This is a genomic window from Rhizobium sp. KDH_Rht_773_N, assembly GCF_052946295.1.
In genome coordinates, this window is sequence record NZ_CM129525.1 from 2,614,626 (window position 1) to 2,633,110 (window position 18,485).

The window sequence follows — 18,485 nt, forward strand, 5'->3', positions numbered from 1 at the left end:
GACGGCAATCCGGCGGTTCGATCGATATGAAGCAGGACGATATGGCCGCCGCGAGGCGGCTATACGTCTTTTAGAGACTTGGAATTCCGCTCCAAAGACGGCAGATTGCTGAGCGCGGAGAATGCAGCCCGTGCAAGGTGCAACAGACGCGCTCGCCTTTGTGACAGAGACTTCGCTTGCCTGTCACGGTGCCAGTGTTAGTTTCCGGAATCATATCGATTAAATCCCAGGAGATTTCATATGCAGCTTGGCATGGTTGGTTTGGGCCGTATGGGCAATTACATGGTCCAGCGCTTGATGCGGGGCGGCCACGAATGCGTGGTCTATGATACCAGGCCGGAAAGCGTCGCCGAGCTTGTCGGGCTCGGCGCCGATGGCAGCGCTTCGCTCGAGGAATTCGTGTCGAAGCTCGCCCGGCCGCGCGCGGTCTGGCTGATGCTGCCGGCTGCAATCACCGACAAGGTCATCGCCTCGATCGTTCCGTTGCTGAACGATGGCGATATCCTCATCGATGGCGGCAATTCCTACTATCACGACGATATCCGTCGTGGCGCCGAACTCATCACCAAGGGCATCCACTATGTCGATGTCGGCACCAGCGGCGGCGTCTTCGGCCTCGAACGCGGCTATTGCCTGATGATCGGCGGCGAAAAGGGCATCGTGCAGCATCTGTCGCCGATCTTCGCGACGCTGGCGCCGGGTGCGGGCACCACGGAAAACTCGCCGAACCGCACGCCGGAAGCTGCGGCCCTGAGCACCGCCGAGCAGGGTTTCCTGCATTGCGGCCCGCACGGTGCCGGCCACTTCGTCAAGATGGTCCATAACGGCATCGAATATGGCCTGATGGCCGCCTATGCCGAGGGGCTCAACATCCTCAAGCACGCCAATGTCGGCGCCCTGACGCACGAGGCCGATGCCGAGACGGCGCCGCTCTCTCATCCCGAATATTACCAGTACGATTTCAACCTGCCGGAAATTGCCGAAGTCTGGCGCCGCGGCAGCGTCATCACCTCCTGGCTTCTCGATCTGACGGCCGATGCGCTGCACAAGGACCCGGTCCTTACCAAATATGCAGGCCGCGTTTCGGACTCCGGCGAAGGGCGCTGGACGATCATGGCCGCCATCGACGAAAGTGTGCCGACGCCGGTGCTCAGTGCCGCGCTGCACGGCCGTTTCTCCTCGCGCGACCAGGACGAATTCGCCAACAAGGTGCTTTCGGCCATGCGCGCCGGCTTTGGCGGCCATGCCGAGAAGCCGCACAAGTAAGCGAAGCATATCGTTTCATGCCAGCCGCCGGTTCGCGAGGGCCGGCGGCTTTCTTTTGGCTGTCGTTGCAACTTAGACCATTTGTTCGTCTGGCTTTTCCGCTGCAGCACTTGCATAAATATATGACGTGCAAAACCGGAGGCGGGTATGGGGCGAATTTCTGCGATCGGCATCTGCAGCACCATGATGCTGCTTTTTCTTTTCGGTGCGGTCCGCGCCCAGACGACGCCGGCCGCTTCCGCTGACGTCGCGCCACCGCCTGCCCAGGTGCGGCAGATGATGGAGCTGATGCAGACGCCGGAGGTCAAGCAATGGATGGCGACGCAGATGGCCACACCTGCGGCCCCGACCGATAACGACGAAGAAATGTCGATCTTGTCCGGCCGTCTCCAGCATGCCCGCCGGCACATCGCCATGGTTTCCGGTGCGGCGATGACGCTGCCCTCCGAAATTACCCGGGCTTCATCGCTCTTCTTCGGCGAGCTGGCCGATGCCGGTCCGCTGCGCATGATCGGGCAATTTCTCGCCATCCTGCTCGCCGGCTTCGTCGTCGAAATCCTGGCGCGAAGGGCCGTGCGCGAAAGGCGCGAGCGGGCAGCGCAGATGACCGGCACGCGGCTTGTCGCGCGCATCGTTCCCGCCATCGTCTTCGGCCTGGCAACGGGGCTTGCCTTGATCAGCTTCAGCTGGCCGCCGGTCAGCGAGAATATCGCGATTGCCATTGCCATCGCTCTCGTCGTGCAGCGCTTCGCCGGTTCCATCGGCGGCGTCATCGTCGATCTCGTCACCCTGCCGCGCGGCGAGGGCGAGACGGTTGCGGTCGATCCGGCTGTCGCGCAATTCTGGTTCCGCCACTGCCTGCTGTTTGTCATCTATTTCGTGTTCGGCTGGGCCGTTCTGCAATCGATGGAACCGCTCGGCTATTCGATGGGCGCCCGGTATCTGGTCGGCTACGTGCTCGGTATCGGCCTTTTCCTGATCGCGACCGAGACGGTCTGGTCGCGGCCGGGCAATCACACACGACGCAGCTACGCCGTTACCTGGCTGCTCACTTTCTATTTTCTGCTGCTCTGGGGCATATGGGTGCTGAGCTTCGACTGGCTGCTCTGGGTCTGCATCTATGCCGTCCTGCTGCCAAGGGTGCTTGCCGTCTCGACGCTTGCGGTCAAGTCCTTCCATCACGCCGAGGCAGGTTTTCTCGCCAAGCGTCGCATCGCGACCGTGCTGCTCGATCGCGGCGTGCGGGCGCTGATCATCGCCTTTGCAGCGATCTGGCTGGGGCGCATGCTTGGGGTCGAAACCGCGACGATGATGACATCGAACGAAACGATGATCGACCGGGTGGCGCGCGGCATCATCGGCGGCATCGTCATCCTGCTCGCAGCGGACCTGCTCTGGCATCTCGTCAGGGCCTATATCGACGGCAAGCTGCTGGATTCTCCGGTCGAGGGCACGGTCAGCGACGAGGAGAAGGTCAAGCGCGCCCGCCTGCAGACGCTGCTGCCGATCTTCCGCAACATCCTTGCCGTCGTCATAGTCGTCATTGCCGTCCTGATGGTTCTCTCCGGCCTGGGCATCGAAATCGGGCCGTTGATTGCCGGCGCCGGTGTCGTCGGCGTTGCGGTCGGTTTCGGCGCACAGACCATCGTCAAGGATGTGATCAGCGGCATGTTCTATCTATGGGACGATGCCTTCCGCGTCGGCGAATATATCGAAAGCGGCAGCCACAAAGGCGTCGTCGAGGCGTTCAGTCTGCGTTCCGTCAAGCTCCGTCATCACCGCGGGCCGCTGACGACGGTACCGTTCGGCGAGCTCGGTGCGGTCAAGAACCTCAACCGCGACTGGACGATCGACAAGATCACCCTGAACGTGACCTACGATACCGACCTCGTGAAGACGAAGAAGATCATCAAGCAGATCGGCCAGCAGCTTCTCGAGAATCCGGAATGGGGTCCGAACATCATCGAGACGCTGAAAATGAAGGGCGTCGAGCAGTTTGGCGAATTCGCAATCGAGATCCGGCTGTCGATGATGACCAAGCCCGGCGAACAGTTCGTCATCCGCCGCAACGCGCTGGCGATGATCCGCAATGCCTTCAAGGAGAACGGCATCGAGTTCGCCGTTCCGACCGTGCAGGTTGCGGGCGAACGCGAGGTCGACGCCAATGCCGCTGCCGCCCGTTATGCGGCGCAGGCGCATAGCGCAGGCCAGCCGCCGGCCTGACCATCCTGCACAAGGCAGGCTTACGAAATTGCAATGCGACCGGGCTTCGGCGCTGCGCAAATTTGCCCCAATTGAGGATGAAGGAGGCGGCAAGCGCGCGGGTGTGGGTAGACGCAACTTGGTTCATAGAGCTTGCATGCTGCCCATGTTACGTCTTTCAAAAGAGATTCCCGCCAAACTCGCAATTGCGGCAGGTACGAAATGTCGGGTCACGACAAGTTGGAAGAGAATACGGGATCGGAAGAAGGCTTTTCGCCAGGCGCGCTTTTCCGGCGCTACCGTACGCCGCTGACGGCTTTCGCCACCCTGCTTATCTTCTGCCTCGTCGGCTACGCGATCATGCAGTTGACGGACGAGGTGCGCTACGACGACGTGGTGGAGGCCCTGGCCGAAACGCGGCTCAGCTCGATCCTGCTCGCGCTGTTCTTCACGGCGCTGAGCTTTCTGGCGCTCGTCTTCTACGATCTCAACGCCATTGACTATATCGGCAAGCGCCTGCCTTTCCCGCATGTCGCGCTTACGGCCTTCAGCGCCTATGCGGTCGGCAATACCGCCGGTTTCGGCGCCTTGTCGGGCGGGGCGATCCGTTACCGGGCTTACACCCGGCTTGGGATTTCGCCGGAAGATATCGGCCGCATCATTGCGTTCGTAACGCTTTCCTTCGGCCTTGGCCTTGCTGCCGTGGCGGCAATCGCGCTTCTCATCATCGCCGACGAGATCGCGCCGCTGATCAATGTCAGCAGCCTCTGGCTTCGGATCATCGCGGCTGTCATTCTGGCAATTCTCGGCTCTCTGATGATCGTCGGCCGCGAGGGCCGGGTCATCGAAATCGGGTCGATCGCGCTTCGCCTGCCGGATTCGCGCACATGGTCGCGTCAGTTCCTGGTGACGGCGTTCGATATTGCGGCTTCCGCCTCTGTCCTCTACGTGCTCCTGCCGCAGACGGCGATCGGCTGGCCGGTGTTCCTCGCGGTCTATGCGATTGCCGTCGGGCTTGGCGTGCTGAGCCATGTGCCGGCGGGCCTCGGCGTCTTTGAGACGGTCATCATCGCCTCGCTCGGCAGCGCGGTGAATATCGATGCCGTTCTCGGTTCACTGGTTCTCTATCGGCTGATCTATCACGTCCTGCCGCTGCTGATTGCCATCCTTGCGGTCTCTGCCACCGAGCTTCGCCGCTTCGTCGATCATCCGGCCGCCTCCAGCGTGCGGCGTGTCGGCGGGCGGCTGATGCCGCAACTGCTTTCGGCGCTGGCGCTGCTTCTCGGCGTCATGCTGATCTTTTCGAGTGTGACGCCGACGCCGGATCAAAATCTCGAATTCCTCTCCAATTACCTGCCGCTGCCGATCGTGGAAGGTGCGCATTTCCTCTCCAGCCTGCTCGGGCTCGCACTGGTCGTTGCGGCGCGCGGTCTCGGCCAGCGGCTCGATGGTGCGTGGTGGGTCGCGGTATTTTCGGCCGTCGCCGCTTTGACCCTGTCGCTGCTGAAGGCGATTGCGCTCGTCGAAGCGGCCTTCCTGGCCTTCCTCGTTTTCGGCCTGTTCGTCAGTCGCCGGCTTTTTACCCGCCATGCCTCGCTTCTCAACCAGGCGATGACGGCTTCCTGGCTGATGGCGATCGCGGTCATCATCGTCGGCGCGGTCGTCATCCTGCTCTTCGTCTATCGCGACGTGGAATACAGCAACGAACTCTGGTGGCAGTTCGAATTTGCGGCGGAAGCGCCGCGTGGATTGCGCGCCGTGCTCGGCATCACCATCATTTCCTCGGCCATCGCCATCTTCAGCCTGCTGCGGCCGGCGGCCTTCAAGCCGGAGCCGGCGGATGAGGAGGCCGTGCGCCGGGCCGTCGAGATCGTCGAGAAACAGGAGAGCGCGGACGCCAATCTCGTGCGCATGGGCGACAAGTCCATCATGTTCTCGGAAAAGGGCGACGCCTTCATCATGTATGGCCGGCAGGGCCGCTCGTGGATCGCGCTGTTCGATCCGATCGGCGATCATCATGCCGTGCAGGAACTGGTCTGGCGCTTTGTGGAAGCGGCGCGTGCTGCGGGCTGCCGTGCCGTCTTCTACCAGATTTCCCCGGCCCTGCTGTCGCACTGCGCCGATGCCGGCTTGCGTGCCTTCAAGCTCGGTGAACTCGCCGTGGCCGATCTGCGCACCTTCGAGATGAAGGGCGGCAAATGGGCGAACTTGCGCCAGACCGCAAGCCGTGCCCAGCGCGACGGGTTGGAATTTGCGGTTGTCGAACCTGCCGACGTGCCTGCCATCATGGACGATCTGGCCAATGTTTCCAGGGCATGGCTAGAGCATCACAATGCGAAGGAGAAGGGTTTTTCGCTCGGCGCCTTCGATCCCGACTACGTGGCGTCGCAGCCGGTCGGCGTTCTCAAGAAGGACGGCAATATCGTCGCCTTTGCCAATATCCTCGTGACCTCGGCAAAACAGGAGGGGACCATCGACCTGATGCGTTTCTCGCCCGACGCGCCGAAAGGATCCATGGACTTCCTGTTCGTGCAGATCATGGAATATCTGCGCGCCCAGGGTTTTGCGCATTTCAACCTCGGCATGGCGCCCCTCTCCGGCATGTCGAAACGCGAGGTGGCGCCCGTCTGGGACCGTATCGGCGGTACGGTCTTCGAACACGGCGAGCGCTTCTACAACTTCAAGGGGCTTCGCGCCTTCAAATCCAAGTTTCATCCGCACTGGCAACCGCGCTATCTTGCTGTTTCCGGAGGGGGCAATCCGATGATCGCATTGATGGATGCGACACTTCTGATCGGGGGCGGATTGAAAGGGGTAGTGAGAAAATGATGAAAAAGTTCCTGTTTGCCGCTGCGTGCGTCGGCATGCTCGCGGCTGTGCCGTCTTATGCTGCGGACGAAGCCACGCAGAGTTTCGAGACCGGCCTTATCCCTTCGCCGCACATCTTTCTGCCGCAAGGCGAGGTGAAGGGTGCCGTATTCCTGATTTCGGATGCCGGCGGCTGGGGAGACAATGAAAAGACCGAGGCCGATCGCCTGGTGTCCCAGGGTTCGGTCGTCGTCGGCATCGATTTTCCATCCTATATGGAAGCGCTGAACCGCTACGACGTCAGCCTTAACGACGGCTGCATCTATACCGTTTCCGATATTGAATCGCTAAGCCAGCAGGTGCAGCGCGCCGCCGGCAACAGTCCCTATCACCTGCCGATCGTTGCCGGCATCGGCGAGGGTGGCGCGCTGGCGCTTGCCATTGCTGCGCAGACGCCGGATGCGACCATCGGCCAGACATTTGCCGTCGATCCGCGCGCGGGCATTCCGCTCACCAAGGAGCTTTGCACGCCAGCCACACGGCAGGTGGTCGGAGACCGGAGCGTCTACGGGCTCACCGATGGTGCTCTTCCGGACCCGATCATCGCCACTTTCACGCCGCAGGCCGACAAGGACGGACGCGCGCACGTCGAGGATCTGAAGAAGGCGCATGACGCTATCGAGATCCGCGACTCCACTGACGATGCGCAGACCGTATTTGCCGATACGCTCGACGATCTGGTCACGGCTTCGGGCGCCTTCGACAATCCGCTCGCGCTGCCGCTTGCCGTGCTCGACGCGACACCGAACCTCGACACGATGGCGGTGATCTATTCCGGCGACGGCGGCTGGCGGGATATCGACAAGGAAGTAGGCAGCATGCTGCAGAAGGAGGGCATCCCCGTCGTCGGCATCGATTCGTTGCGCTATTTCTGGACGGAACGGAAACCGCAGGAAACGGCCGACGATCTCGCGCGCATCATCGAGTTCTACCGAAAGCAATGGAAGGTCAAGCATGTCCTGCTGATCGGCTATTCCTTCGGCGCGGATATCCTGCCCGCCACCTATCAGCGGCTGAAACCTGCCGAGAAGACGACGGTGGCGCAGATTTCGCTCCTGTCGTTGTCGCATCAGGTTGATTACGTCATTTCCGTCATGGGCTGGCTCGGCCAGAAGACGGAAGGGGCAGGGGGCGATCCGGTCAAGGACCTCAAGGGGGTCGATCCGAAACGCGTGCAGTGCATCTACGGCAAGGATGATGACGACGATGTGGCTTGCCCGGCCGTCAAGGATGTCGGCGGCGAGGTCATCGAGCTGCCGGGAGATCATCACTTCGATGAAAACTACGATCTCCTGACCAAGACGATCATCGATGGCCTGAAGGCGCGCCTCAAGGGCTGAATTTTGCTCACTGACGCGAATGCGAAGGGAAGACCGCGGCGCGTGTTCGCGGGCATATTCTAGCGCATCAGCATCTGTTCGCTCCAGCCGAGGGCGGCCATCTCGCCGCCACGGAACCTCGCGTCGTCGTCGACAATGAATTCGTCGAGTTGCGGCGGCGCGACGCTGGTGCCGGAAAGCATGGCATGCACCTGGCCGCGATGGTGCGTCTGATGCTGGAAGAGGTGGCTCAGCACATCTTCCATGCGTTCCCGCTGGATGCGGCCGTCGCGCTGAAGCTCCACGGTCGAGACAAGTTTCTTGACTGTCAGTCCTTCGCAGATTGCTACAAGGCGCCGGTCGACTTTCGCCTGTTCTGCCGACAGCGATCGGATATCGTCGAAGGGTTCTTCGACATCGAAAGCGCGAAGGCCGAGCGAGCCGCCTTCCAACCCGTCGACATAGAACCAATCGACCGTGAGGATGTGGTTCAATGTCGATTTGATCGACGGGAAGAAGCTTGTGCGCGTGGCTTCGAATTCACCGGGCCTGAGCGATGCGCAGGCGGCAAGAAGCCGGTTGTTGGCCAGGGCATTGTTATAGGCAAGCTTTCGGAACATGCGGCAGGGGTCGAAACTCGTCATCGCGTCTCCTCCTCAGAGCCTTTCCGGTTTTCACTGAAACACGAAAATGATCCATCCCTTTGTTTATCTGAGTTCCGGACGCAAAACGCCGCGCACTTGCAGGAATTGCCTCAGTCCTTGTCGTCGAGGTCGCCGTCGCGCCACACCAGATGACGCGGCGAGGCGGGGAGGTTTTCGATCTCGCTGGCGATGAAATAGGGCGGAATATCGAGCGCGCTCAGGGCCTGGAATGTCGCCGGCACCCATTTGAATTCCAGATGGTTGTCGCCATCTTCCACGCGGTGGATGATCTCATGCGTGCGGAACGGGAAATGCTCAGGTATTTCCATGAGATAATAAAAGCCGAGTTCGTGCCAGTCGCGGTCCTCGTAGTGGAAGAAGTTCTCGACGATCCAGAGCAGGCGATCGACGGTGACTTCGACGCCAAGCTCTTCCATCATCTCTCGTTTCAGCGTTTCCTCCGAGGTTTCGCCGATCTCGGCGCGGCCGCCGGGAAAGGTCCAGAAGGGTTCGTGAACGGCGCGATGGACGAGCACATGCCCGTCACGAAAGCCGAGCCCGGCGATCCGGTAGTTGAAGCGCTGACTGCCTGCATTGAGGCGAACGACGGTTCGCTTGGGCATGGTATTATCCGAGATCGATGACCAGAATTTCCGGCGGGACGCCAAAGCGAATGGGCGCGATGGAGCAGCCGAGACCGCCGGAGACGATGATATTACGGCCGTTCTCGACGATATGGCCATAGGCATAACGATCGCCATAGCGCGAGGGCACGACCGGCGAATAGCCGAAAAAGCGGATCTGCCCTCCATGCGTATGGCCGGACAGGGTCAGCGATACACGTTCGGGCACGCGCGGAAATATGTCGGGCTCGTGGGCAAGCAGGATAACGGGCGCGTCGTCGGACACTTGCGCAAGCGTTCCGCCGAGATCGTCGAGGCCCTGCATCTGGCTGCGGCCCCACTTCCTGCCCGGCAGCAGCGCCAGCTGGTCCTCCAGGCCCGCCAGCCAAAAGCCATGGCCGTCCTTTTCGAGCCGGTTCGCGCGATTGCTGTAGACGGAGATACCGACTTCCGCCAGGGCCCTGTGCGCGAAGGTGTCGCCTCCGCCGTTCGTCTGCGCGGTTCTGTCCTCCCACCAATCATGGTTGCCCATGATCGCGTGGACGCCGAGCGGCGCCTTCAGCGTAGACAGAGCCTTCGACCACTCACTGGAATGGACATAGCGCGTCACCAGGTTCATGCCGGACACGTAATCGCCAAGCAGGAGCGTGATATCGCCCCCCAATTCGTTGGCGAAAGAGCAGATCGAGGCGATGCGGGCCGCCGACATCCAGGGTTCGCAGGCGTGAAGATCGGCAAGCGCGACGAGCCGCAGCTTCAGCCCCGGCGGCCATCCCGGCGGGCTCAGCGCGTAACGGGAAACGGTCAGCCGTGCCAGCGGTTCATAGGCCAAGGCATAACCGCCAAGGGCCATGAGGCCGACGAAGCTGCTGCCCATCAGCTTGAGAAGGCCGCGCCGGCTGATCAATCAGTCGTCCTCCCGGAACAATCCGAACTGGGCAGCCTCCATATCCTTCGGCGGCTGCATGCCCAGATGTTTCCAGGCGATTGCGGTCAGAACACGGCCGCGCGGCGTGCGCTGGATAAAACCCTGCTGGATCATATAGGGCTCGATAATGTCCTCGATCGCATCGCGCGGCTCGGAGAGGCCGGCGGCGATGGTTTCGATGCCGACCGGGCCGCCGCCGAAATTGACGGCGATCATATTGAGATAACGTTTGTCGAGCTGGTCGAGGCCCATATTGTCGACCAGCAGGCGGGTGAGAGCCTCGTCGGCGATCTCGCGGGTGACGGCTTCGGCCCTTGCGACTTCGGCAAAGTCGCGCACGCGGCGCAGCAGGCGGCCGGCGATACGCGGCGTACCGCGGGCGCGCCGCGCGATCTCGCGGGCGCCGTCATCGGTCATGCCAAGACCCATCAGGCGGGCGCCGCGGCGGACGATCAGCTCCAGTTCCTCCACCGTATAGAAGGAGAGGCGGACGGGAATGCCGAAACGGTCGCGCAGCGGCGTCGTCAGCAGGCCGAGGCGGGTGGTGGCGGCGACGAGCGTGAATTTCGACAGGTCGATCTTCACCGAACGGGCGGCGGGGCCTTCGCCGATGATGAGGTCGAGCTGGAAATCTTCCATGGCCGGGTAGAGGATTTCCTCGACCGCCGGGTTGAGACGATGGATTTCGTCGATGAAGAGAACGTCGCGCTCTTCAAGATTGGTCAGCAGAGCGGCAAGATCACCGGCCTTGGCGATGACTGGGCCGGAAGTCGAGCGAAAGTTGACGCCGAGTTCCTTCGCCATGATCTGCGCCAGCGTTGTCTTGCCAAGGCCCGGCGGACCGACGAAGAGAACGTGATCGAGCGCCTCGCCGCGGTTCTTGGCCGCTTCGATGAATATCTTGAGATTGGCGCGTGCTTCCGCCTGGCCGGTAAACTCGTCCAGCGATTGCGGGCGCAGCGTCGTATCCAGGTCTTCGCCACGCTTTTCCGACGATATCAGGCGCGCATCATTCATCAGGCATTTCCGTTAAAAGCTTGATCCAGTCCATACACCAAGCTGATGCCATTGACATCCCGCCGGGCGATCAACGCGAAAGTTCCCGCAGGCCAAGGCGGATCAGCTTGGCGCTGTCTGCATCCTCACCGGCCGTCTTCATGGCGGCGGCGACGGCATTGGCGGCCTGATCGCGGGAATAGCCGAGATTGGTCAGCGCCGAAACGGCATCGGCGACAGGGGCTGCGGCGACGCCTTCGCCGATCTCCTGTTTGAGGCCGATATTGATCGCCTCGCCGGCGAAGGCGGGCGCCTTGTTCTTCAATTCGGTGACGATACGAACCGCGACCTTGGGGCCGACGCCCTGGGCGCGCGAGACGGCGGTCTTGTCCTGCAGCGCGATCGCATTGGCAAGCTCAGGCGGCGTGAGCGCCGACAGTACGGCAAGCGCCACTTTCGCACCGACGCCCTGCACGCTCTGCAGCAGATTGAACCATTCCCGCTCAAGCTGCGTCTGGAAACCGAAAAGCTTGAGCTGGTCCTCGCGCACATAGGTCTCGATGAAGAGAACGCAGGCCTCGCCGACGGAACCGAGCTTGGAAAGCGTGCGGGCCGAGCAATAGGCGACGTAGCAGACGCCATGCACATCGACGAGAACATAGTCGTCGCCGATCTCGTCTATGGTGCCTTTCAGCTTGCCGATCATGATGTTGTTCCGTCAGGGGTGGGTTTCGGGTGAAATGATATCGAGCGAAGGGAAGTAGGAGCGGTAGCGGGCCGGATCGCGGGTCAGCAGGCGGTGGCGATGCCACTCCGCGTGGGCGCCAACCAGAAAATCGGGAAGTGTCCGCTCCCGCTGGCCGCCCGCAGCCCGATAGTTGCGATGCGCCTGCCCGGCGCGGTAGGCTGCCTCGAAAGGCAAATTCTCTCGTTCGAGATTAAGCCAGGCAAAGGCAAACAGAAGCTTCTCCTCTGTCAGCGGCGCAGCGCCGAGCTCAGCCCAGACAATCGGGGTCAGCACCAGATTTCCCTCCGACGCACAACGCTTGAGAGCGTCAAGCGACCATTGGCGAAACGAGCTTTGTGGTCCCAAAATGTCGATGAGAATATCCGTATCAATGACGGTCGAGATCTTCACGCGGACCCCTTAGCCATTCCATATACTCGTCCGTCGTCATGCCGTCGAGGTCCAGCAGCCCCTCGACGCTGGCGGCCCATTCTTCGAAATTTCGAACTTGCGAGCCACTTTCGCTAACCTTCACCAAAAGGGCTGCATCGTCTTTCGCGATAAATTCCACTTCGGAACCCGGAACGATTCCCAGTCTGTCGCGAATTTCCTTAGGGATGGTCACCTGACCTTTTTCAGTCACACGCATGGTAATACCTCTGCGGTAATACCTACGTGGTTATTGAGAACAAGTCAAGAACATATCAGCCGGCAAGCGCATGCCGCATCTTGTTTCCGCCGCGATGATGAGCGTGGCAAATGGCGATCGCCAGAGCGTCGGCGGCGTCGTTGCCCTTGAACTCGGCCTTCGGCATCAGGATCTTCAGCATCATGTGGATCTGCTGCTTCTCGCCGTGGCCGACGCCGATAACGGTCTTCTTCACGGCGTTCGGGGCGTATTCGGACACCGGCAGGCCGGCGCGGGCCGGCACCAGCATGGCGATGCCGCGGGCCTGGCCGAGTTTCAGGGTCGCCACCGCGTCCTTGTTGACGAAGGTCTGCTCGACGGCCGCCTCTTCCGGCTTGTAGGAATGGACCACATCGGCGAGGCCGTCATGCAGCTGGCAAAGGCGGGAAGCCAGATCCATGTCGCCATCCGAGGTGACGGTTCCCGAGGCGACGAAGCGCAGCGAATTGCCGAGCGTATCGATAATGCCCCAGCCGGTGCGGCGAAGGCCGGGATCGATACCGATGATGCGAATCGTATTTTGCATGGTTCACCCTATAGCGGAGGGCGAATAAGTGCCATCGATATGTGAACAAAGCAAAAACATATCCGGTTTTCGGGTGGCATTTACCGCGAATTAAACCGGATGCACGAATTCTGATCCATCAAATGTGAGAGGGGCCGGCTTCTGCGGAGCTTAAGGCCTCCAATGTTCTGTTAACAGGTCAATCGGCCGGGTGATTTCCCGGCCGACGGTGCCGTTCCGGAAGGGTTCGTTTTTCATGGCTCAGAGATTCCAGTCCCTGTCCTTCAAGGTGATAGCCACCTTCATCCTGCTGACCACGCTTTCGGTCGCGGTGATCAATATCCTCGCCTATTTCGCCAGCAGCCGCGTTTCGGACGAGCAGGCGCTGAAGGCCAAGGAGAGCGTGCTGATCTTCCGCGGCGACATGCTGCAGGACCAGCTTGTGCAGCTTGAGAACCAGGCGACCTCGATTGCACGTATCGAAGCGCTGCAGATGTCGATCACCAACCTGAAGAGCGGTTGGAAGACGATGGAAAAGAGCTCCGGCGATGCACGGGGCGAGCTGAAGTCGGTCTTTATCACGAACAATCCGAACCCGGCCGACCAGCGCGAGAAGCTCGTCAAGCCGGAGGGGCCGAGCGGCTTTTATTATTCCAGCCACGAGAAGACGCAGGGCGAAGTGGCGCGCGATCTCGCCGACACCGCCTTCAGCGATCTCCTGATCGTCGATCTCGACGGCACCGTGCTCTATTCCTACAAGAAGAACGACGATTTTGCCGAGAACCTGAAGTCGGACGCCTGGAAATCGACAGGTGCGGGCATCGCCTATGCCAAGGCGATCGAAAATACCGCCAAGGCGACCGACGATTCGGCGCCCACGGCTTTCTCCGGCCTGCGCGTCGATGCCGGCAGCGGCAGGTCTGCGATCTTCTATGCGGTGCCGATCGTCAAGCTCGGTCAGGCGAAGGGCCTGATGCTGTTCAAGGTGCGCGACGATATCGTGACCGGCATTCTGGCAAAGGGCATCGTCTCCGGCAGCACGGCGAAGGCGGCAATCATTTCGGCCGATGGTTCGGCTGTCGGTCTCAATGCATCCGGCCAGCTTGCGACGCTCGATACCGCGCCGTTCTCCTTCATCAAGGATGCGCTTGCGAGTTCGGCGATGACGGTTGCCGATTTCGATCGCGCCGATGGGGCAGCACGGGCCTATGTGCGCGGCATCGATTATCGCGGCGACCGTTTCCTCGTCGTCGAAAGCGTTCTGCTCAGCGAACTGAATGCCGGCTCCATCGAGATCGCCACGCTGTTGACCTGGATCGGCATTGCCGTTCTCGTCGTCATGGCGCTCGCCACCGGGCTTATCACCAACTTCCTGTTCTCGCCGCTTGCCCGCCTTGCCGGCGTGACTCGCGAGGTCGCCGACGGCAGGCTCGAAGTCGAGATCGGCAGCCAGAATCGCAGGGACGAGATCGGCACGATGGCGAAGGCGCTTGCCCGCTTCAAGCAGTCGCTGCTCGAAGGCCGCGAACTCGAAGCTCAGAGCGAGCAAACGCGTGCGCGGGCTGAAAGCGAGCGCCAGCAAAACCTGGCCCAGCGCGAGGCGGAGGCCCGCAGCCTGCAGGATGTCGTCACGGCACTCGACGAGGGGCTTCATCATCTGGCGAGCGGCGACCTGGCCTACCAGATCGAAACCCGCTTCCCGAGCGAGCTCGAAAGCCTGCGCGTGAACTTCAACGAGGCGCTGGCAACGCTCAGCGAAACGATGACGGCGATCGGCGGCAATTCCATGGCCGTGCGGGCCGGTTCCGAAGAAATGCGCACAGGCGCAGACGAACTGGCCGGCCGCACCGAGCGGCAGGCAAGCTCGATCACCGAGACGGCCAATGCAATCAGCGCCATCACGCAGTCGGTCCGGCTGCAGATCGAACGCGCCGAGCAGGCCGAGCGTATCGCCCGCGACGCCAAGAAGGAGACGGCCCGGTCCAGCCAGATCATGCGCGAGACGATTGCCGCGATGGAAGCGATCCAGGCTTCGTCACGCCAGATCAACACCATCATCTCGGTCATCGACGATATCGCCTTCCAGACAAACCTGCTGGCGCTCAACGCCGGCGTCGAGGCGGCGCGCGCCGGCGAAAGCGGCAAGGGCTTTGCGGTCGTCGCCATGGAGGTGCGCGAGCTGGCGCAGCGCTCTTCAAGCGCCGCCAAGGAAATCTCCAGCCTCCTGCAGAAATCCACGCATGAGGTGGAAAGCGGCGTTGCGCTCGTCGAAAGGGCCGGTATCGCGCTGACCGGCATCGGTAGCCATGTCGAAGCCATCAACGGCCAGATCAACGGGATCATGGAATCCACGCGCGAAGAGGCTGACACGCTGAAGCAGATCAACAGCTCGGTCGCCGAACTCGACACCATGACGCAGCAGAATGCGGCGATGGTGGAGGAGACGACGGCTGCAATTCATCGCCTCGCGACGGAAGCGGTGGAGATGGACCGCCAGCTTGGCAACTTCAGGCTTGCGGACGGATATCAGCAGCTGTCCGGCGCCGAGGTGCATCAGCTGCGCAAGCGAGCCTGATCGCAATGCTGATCCGGCTCGAACGGCCTGAAGATGCGGATGCCATCCACGAGTTGACGTGGATGGCGTTTGAGCCGATGCCGTTCAGCAACAATACCGAAGCCCGCATTGTCCGGGACCTGCGCGCGTCGGGCGATCTGACACTGTCGCTTGTCGCGGAAGACGGCGGCGAGATCGTCGGTCATGTGGCTTTTTCGCCAATTGCCGTCGGTGACATCAAGGACGGATGGTATGGGCTGGGACCGATTTCGGTAAAGCCGGAACGGCAGCGGCAGGGCATCGGCCGGGCGCTGATCCTGAAAGGGCTCGACCTGTTGAGAGCGCGGAACGCGACCGGCTGTGCGCTGATCGGCGATCCCTCGGTCTATCGCGGCGTCGGTTTCGAGAGCGACGGGAAGCTGACCTATGGCGATCTCGACACGCGGTATGTCCAGAGGATCGTCTTCAAAGGGACGCCACCGTCCGGTGCGTTGAAATTCTCCCCGGCTTTCGACGAATGACGGTTATTTTCCGCGGCGCTTATGTGCGCTCCGCGATTTGGAATAGCGCTGCCGAGAACCTACATAGACCGCACTCCCATTCTTGCGCGGCAGGTTTCCATGGTTCCCTTTTCCATTCTTGATCTTTCCCCCGTGGCCGAAGGCACGACCATCGGCCAGTCCTTCGAAGCCTCCAAGCGCATGGCGCAGAAGGCCGAGGAATTCGGCTATACGCGTTTCTGGATGGCGGAACATCACGGCATGCCGGGTGTTGCGAGTGCGGCGACCTCGGTCATCCTCGGGCAGATCGGGGCGGTGACGAAGACGATCCGGATCGGTTCGGGCGGCGTCATGCTGCCGAACCACGCGCCGCTCGTCATCGCCGAACAGTTCGGCACGCTGGAAGCGCTGTTTCCGGGCCGCGTCGATCTCGGTCTCGGCCGTGCGCCGGGAACGGATATGCGCACGGCGCAGGCGCTGCGGCGCAACCTCGATGCCGGCGCAAACAGTTTCCCCAACGACGTGGTGGAGTTGCAGCAGCTTCTGGGTACGCCGATCGACAACCAGGCGATCCTCGCCGTGCCCGGCAACAATTCGCATATCCCGATCTGGCTGCTCGGCTCCAGCCTCTACAGCGCCCAGCTTGCGGCCATGCTCGGCCTGCCCTTCGCCTTCGCCTCGCATTTTGCGCCGGACATGCTGCTCGATGCGATCGCCATCTACCGCGACCGGTTCCAGCCGTCGGCCGAACTCGACAAGCCCTATGTGATGGTCGGTGTCATGGGCACTGTCTCCGAAACCGACGAGGAAGCGCAATATCACTTCACCTCGGCCCAGCAGCAGTTCGTCAATCTCAGGCGCAATGTGCGCGGGCCTTTCCCGCGGCCGGTCAAGGATATGGATGCTTTCTGGTCGCCGATGGAAAAGATGAATGTCGAGCATACGCTGCGCTACGCCGTCGTCGGTTCGCCGGCCACGGCCGAAGCCCAGCTCAACGAATTCCTCAAAGAGACGCAGGCGGACGAGGTCATCATCTCCATGCCGATCCACGATATCGAGGCGCGGTTGAAATCGGTGGAGCTCTTTGCCGGGCTCGGCAGTTTCATGCGGGCGGCGGCCTGATCGCGGAAGATCTCGGCAAACAAAACCCGGCGGAATGAACTGACCCCGAAGTTGGCTGTCCAACTTTCGGGGGCAGTTCAGAATGGCCGGGTTTTCGATTCCATATTTTGGGAGGGTTCAGGCCGAGAGCTTGGCCAGGACTTCCTCGGAGACTTCGAAGTTCGAATAGACGTTCTGAACGTCGTCGTCGTCTTCCAGCGAGTCGATCAGCTTCAGCAGCGACTGGGCTCTTTCTTCGTCGACCGGCACATTGTTCTGCGCGCGCCAGACCGCCTTCACCGTCTCGGCTTCACCGAGCGAAGCTTCGAGCGCCTTGGCGACTTCGCCGAGGGATTCGAAAGCGGTGGTGATGTAGTGGCCGTCCTCGTCGGTCTCGACATCGTCGGCACCAGCTTCGATCGCGGCTTCCATGACCTTGTCGGCATCGCCGGCAGAGAGCTTGTAGGTGATCTCGCCGACATGATCGAAGGAGAAGGAGACGGAACCGGTTTCGCCGAGGGCGCCGCCGGCCTTGGTGAAGATCGAGCGGACGTTGGAGGCGGTGCGGTTGCGGTTGTCGGTCAGGGCCTCGACGATGATCGCCGTGCCGCCCGGGCCGTAGCCTTCGTAACGGACTTCGTCATAGTTCTCGGTGTCGGCGCCCGAAGCCTTCTTGATGGCGCGGTCGATATTGTCTTTCGGCATCGACTGGGCCTTGGCGTTCTGGATCGCCAGGCGCAGGCGGGCGTTCATCGTCGGGTCGGGCAGTCCGGCCTTGGCGGCAACGGTGATTTCGCGCGCGAGCTTGGAGAACATTTTCGACCGCACGGCATCCTGACGGCCTTTGCGGTGCATGATGTTTTTAAACTGTGAATGGCCAGCCATGGCACCCCTGTTCACGTCTCATTGTTCGGAATGGGCCGCCTTATAAGATCGCAAGGGGCGATATTCAAGGAAAAAGCAGCTTTTCGATCTGCCCCTGGCGGTATCGGGGACGGCGGAACAAAGCGTGGGAGGCGACGTTTTCAACCGACAACACCAGCAGGAAAGGAACGGCCATGGCAAGCTTCAGCGAAGCCCGTGAACAACCGGCACGTCAGCTGTGGGACCAGATCAACGATATCCATGCCGGCATGCTCGGCCTTTCAGGCGTCGACATGCACATGCAGCCGATGGCTCCGCATGTCGATCCGACCACCAATACGATCTGGTTTTACACCAAGACGGATGCCGCACTCGTGCAGATGATCAAGCCCGGCAGCCGCGCGCATTTCTGCGTCGTCGGCAAGGACCATGATTATCATGCCTGCCTTTCCGGGGTGATCGAAGTTCGTCCGGATCCCGCCAGGATCGAGGAGTTCTGGAACTCTGTCGTAGCCGCCTGGTACGACGGGGGCAAGAAGGATCCGAAGCTGACGATGCTGTCCATGCATGTCGATGATGCCGACATTTGGGTTTCGACCGGCAGCAAGCTGAAATTCGGCTGGGAAATCGCCAAGGCCAATTTCGACAGGGAGAAGATGCCCGAGGTCGGCATCAAGCGGCATCTGCAATTCGCATGAGC

At 61.4% G+C, this 18,485-nt stretch carries 17 protein-coding genes; 8 read left to right on the forward strand and 9 right to left on the reverse strand.

Annotation, left to right across the window (positions count from 1 at the left end; all coding sequences use genetic code 11):
- Window positions 1-240: 240 nt before the first annotated feature.
- From gnd to ACU8HS_RS13035, 4 genes are all read left to right on the forward strand, one after another.
- Entirely contained in the window at window positions 241-1,266 is a 1,026-nt protein-coding gene (gnd, locus tag ACU8HS_RS13020) for a phosphogluconate dehydrogenase (NAD(+)-dependent, decarboxylating) (protein ID WP_112756881.1), read from the forward strand.
- A gap of 147 nt (window positions 1,267-1,413) precedes the next feature.
- Window positions 1,414-3,489: a mechanosensitive ion channel family protein gene (locus tag ACU8HS_RS13025; RefSeq protein ID WP_112753228.1), complete on the forward strand. Its 2,076-nt coding sequence runs from the start codon at window positions 1,414-1,416 to the stop codon at window positions 3,487-3,489.
- Between the two features lie 201 nt (window positions 3,490-3,690).
- The gene (gene mprF, locus ACU8HS_RS13030; protein ID WP_447014517.1) at window positions 3,691-6,297 is read left to right on the forward strand and encodes a bifunctional lysylphosphatidylglycerol flippase/synthetase MprF; all 2,607 of its coding nucleotides are present in this window, start codon (window positions 3,691-3,693) and stop codon (window positions 6,295-6,297) included.
- The gene (locus tag ACU8HS_RS13035; protein ID WP_112753230.1) at window positions 6,294-7,676 is read left to right on the forward strand and encodes a virulence factor family protein; all 1,383 of its coding nucleotides are present in this window, start codon (window positions 6,294-6,296) and stop codon (window positions 7,674-7,676) included. The genes mprF and ACU8HS_RS13035 overlap by 4 nt, the downstream gene beginning before the upstream one ends.
- A 59-nt stretch (window positions 7,677-7,735) precedes the next feature.
- On the opposite strand, the gene ACU8HS_RS13040 is transcribed toward ACU8HS_RS13035, so the two are convergent.
- The 8 genes from ACU8HS_RS13040 to ruvC form a co-directional block, all read right to left on the reverse strand.
- Window positions 7,736-8,299: a DinB family protein gene (locus ACU8HS_RS13040; protein WP_447014518.1), complete on the reverse strand. Its 564-nt coding sequence runs from the start codon at window positions 8,297-8,299 to the stop codon at window positions 7,736-7,738.
- 110 nt (window positions 8,300-8,409) lie between these two features.
- A complete protein-coding gene (locus ACU8HS_RS13045) occupies window positions 8,410-8,922 on the reverse strand; it encodes an NUDIX hydrolase (protein ID WP_447014519.1) in 513 nt (170 codons plus the stop codon).
- Window positions 8,923-8,926: 4 nt separating this feature from the next.
- Complete coding sequence (locus ACU8HS_RS13050) at window positions 8,927-9,829, reverse strand: metallophosphoesterase (protein WP_447014520.1); 903 nt, start codon at window positions 9,827-9,829, stop codon at window positions 8,927-8,929.
- The gene (gene ruvB / locus ACU8HS_RS13055) at window positions 9,830-10,870 is read right to left on the reverse strand and encodes a Holliday junction branch migration DNA helicase RuvB (protein ID WP_112703661.1); all 1,041 of its coding nucleotides are present in this window, start codon (window positions 10,868-10,870) and stop codon (window positions 9,830-9,832) included. It abuts the gene before it with no gap.
- Between the two features lie 67 nt (window positions 10,871-10,937).
- On the reverse strand, window positions 10,938-11,552 hold the full coding sequence (gene ruvA / locus ACU8HS_RS13060) for a Holliday junction branch migration protein RuvA (RefSeq protein WP_112563942.1): 615 nt from the start codon (window positions 11,550-11,552) through the stop codon (window positions 10,938-10,940).
- A gap of 12 nt (window positions 11,553-11,564) precedes the next feature.
- A complete protein-coding gene (locus ACU8HS_RS13065; protein ID WP_112703660.1) occupies window positions 11,565-11,984 on the reverse strand; it encodes a type II toxin-antitoxin system VapC family toxin in 420 nt (139 codons plus the stop codon).
- The gene (locus tag ACU8HS_RS13070; RefSeq protein WP_112563946.1) at window positions 11,962-12,222 is read right to left on the reverse strand and encodes an AbrB/MazE/SpoVT family DNA-binding domain-containing protein; all 261 of its coding nucleotides are present in this window, start codon (window positions 12,220-12,222) and stop codon (window positions 11,962-11,964) included. Before ACU8HS_RS13070 ends, ACU8HS_RS13065 begins: the two co-directional genes overlap by 23 nt.
- Before the next feature lie 55 nt (window positions 12,223-12,277).
- Window positions 12,278-12,787 (reverse strand): crossover junction endodeoxyribonuclease RuvC, encoded by a 510-nt coding sequence (gene ruvC / locus ACU8HS_RS13075; protein ID WP_447014521.1) that lies wholly within the window; start codon window positions 12,785-12,787, stop codon window positions 12,278-12,280.
- 235 nt (window positions 12,788-13,022) lie between these two features.
- Between ruvC and ACU8HS_RS13080 the strand changes: the two genes are divergently transcribed.
- The 3 genes from ACU8HS_RS13080 (at window position 13,023) to ACU8HS_RS13090 (ending at window position 16,942) form a co-directional block, all read left to right on the forward strand.
- On the forward strand, window positions 13,023-15,341 hold the full coding sequence (locus tag ACU8HS_RS13080; RefSeq protein ID WP_447014522.1) for a methyl-accepting chemotaxis protein: 2,319 nt from the start codon (window positions 13,023-13,025) through the stop codon (window positions 15,339-15,341).
- A 5-nt stretch (window positions 15,342-15,346) separates the two neighbouring features.
- Entirely contained in the window at window positions 15,347-15,841 is a 495-nt protein-coding gene (locus ACU8HS_RS13085; RefSeq protein WP_112563951.1) for a GNAT family N-acetyltransferase, read from the forward strand.
- A 99-nt stretch (window positions 15,842-15,940) separates the two neighbouring features.
- Window positions 15,941-16,942: an LLM class flavin-dependent oxidoreductase gene (locus ACU8HS_RS13090; RefSeq protein ID WP_447014523.1), complete on the forward strand. Its 1,002-nt coding sequence runs from the start codon at window positions 15,941-15,943 to the stop codon at window positions 16,940-16,942.
- 117 nt (window positions 16,943-17,059) lie between these two features.
- Here the strand turns inward: ACU8HS_RS13090 and ACU8HS_RS13095 are convergent, their stop codons facing one another.
- Window positions 17,060-17,806 (reverse strand): YebC/PmpR family DNA-binding transcriptional regulator, encoded by a 747-nt coding sequence (locus ACU8HS_RS13095; protein ID WP_112703656.1) that lies wholly within the window; start codon window positions 17,804-17,806, stop codon window positions 17,060-17,062.
- A 173-nt stretch (window positions 17,807-17,979) separates the two neighbouring features.
- Between ACU8HS_RS13095 and ACU8HS_RS13100 the strand changes: the two genes are divergently transcribed.
- Window positions 17,980-18,483 carry a pyridoxamine 5'-phosphate oxidase family protein gene (locus tag ACU8HS_RS13100; protein ID WP_447014524.1) on the forward strand — a complete coding sequence of 168 codons (504 nt, stop codon included), beginning with the start codon at window positions 17,980-17,982 and terminating at the stop codon, window positions 18,481-18,483.
- Window positions 18,484-18,485 lie beyond the last annotated feature (2 nt).

What these genes read in the sequence shown, in the direction of transcription:
- ruvA (WP_112563942.1), bottom strand. Translation starts at nt 11,552, where the DNA reads ATGATCGGCAAGCTGAAAGGCACCATAGACGAGATCGGCGACGACTAT.
- mprF (WP_447014517.1), top strand. Translation starts at nt 3,691, where the DNA reads ATGTCGGGTCACGACAAGTTGGAAGAGAATACGGGATCGGAAGAAGGC.
- ACU8HS_RS13025 (WP_112753228.1), top strand. Translation starts at nt 1,414, where the DNA reads ATGGGGCGAATTTCTGCGATCGGCATCTGCAGCACCATGATGCTGCTT.
- ACU8HS_RS13080 (WP_447014522.1), top strand. Translation starts at nt 13,023, where the DNA reads ATGGCTCAGAGATTCCAGTCCCTGTCCTTCAAGGTGATAGCCACCTTC.
- ACU8HS_RS13035 (WP_112753230.1), top strand. Translation starts at nt 6,294, where the DNA reads ATGATGAAAAAGTTCCTGTTTGCCGCTGCGTGCGTCGGCATGCTCGCG.
- ACU8HS_RS13045 (WP_447014519.1), bottom strand. Translation starts at nt 8,922, where the DNA reads ATGCCCAAGCGAACCGTCGTTCGCCTCAATGCAGGCAGTCAGCGCTTC.
- ACU8HS_RS13040 (WP_447014518.1), bottom strand. Translation starts at nt 8,299, where the DNA reads ATGACGAGTTTCGACCCCTGCCGCATGTTCCGAAAGCTTGCCTATAAC.
- ACU8HS_RS13100 (WP_447014524.1), top strand. Translation starts at nt 17,980, where the DNA reads ATGGCAAGCTTCAGCGAAGCCCGTGAACAACCGGCACGTCAGCTGTGG.
- ACU8HS_RS13085 (WP_112563951.1), top strand. Translation starts at nt 15,347, where the DNA reads ATGCTGATCCGGCTCGAACGGCCTGAAGATGCGGATGCCATCCACGAG.
- ruvC (WP_447014521.1), bottom strand. Translation starts at nt 12,787, where the DNA reads ATGCAAAATACGATTCGCATCATCGGTATCGATCCCGGCCTTCGCCGC.
- gnd (WP_112756881.1), top strand. Translation starts at nt 241, where the DNA reads ATGCAGCTTGGCATGGTTGGTTTGGGCCGTATGGGCAATTACATGGTC.
- ACU8HS_RS13095 (WP_112703656.1), bottom strand. Translation starts at nt 17,806, where the DNA reads ATGGCTGGCCATTCACAGTTTAAAAACATCATGCACCGCAAAGGCCGT.
- ACU8HS_RS13090 (WP_447014523.1), top strand. Translation starts at nt 15,941, where the DNA reads ATGGTTCCCTTTTCCATTCTTGATCTTTCCCCCGTGGCCGAAGGCACG.
- ACU8HS_RS13070 (WP_112563946.1), bottom strand. Translation starts at nt 12,222, where the DNA reads ATGCGTGTGACTGAAAAAGGTCAGGTGACCATCCCTAAGGAAATTCGC.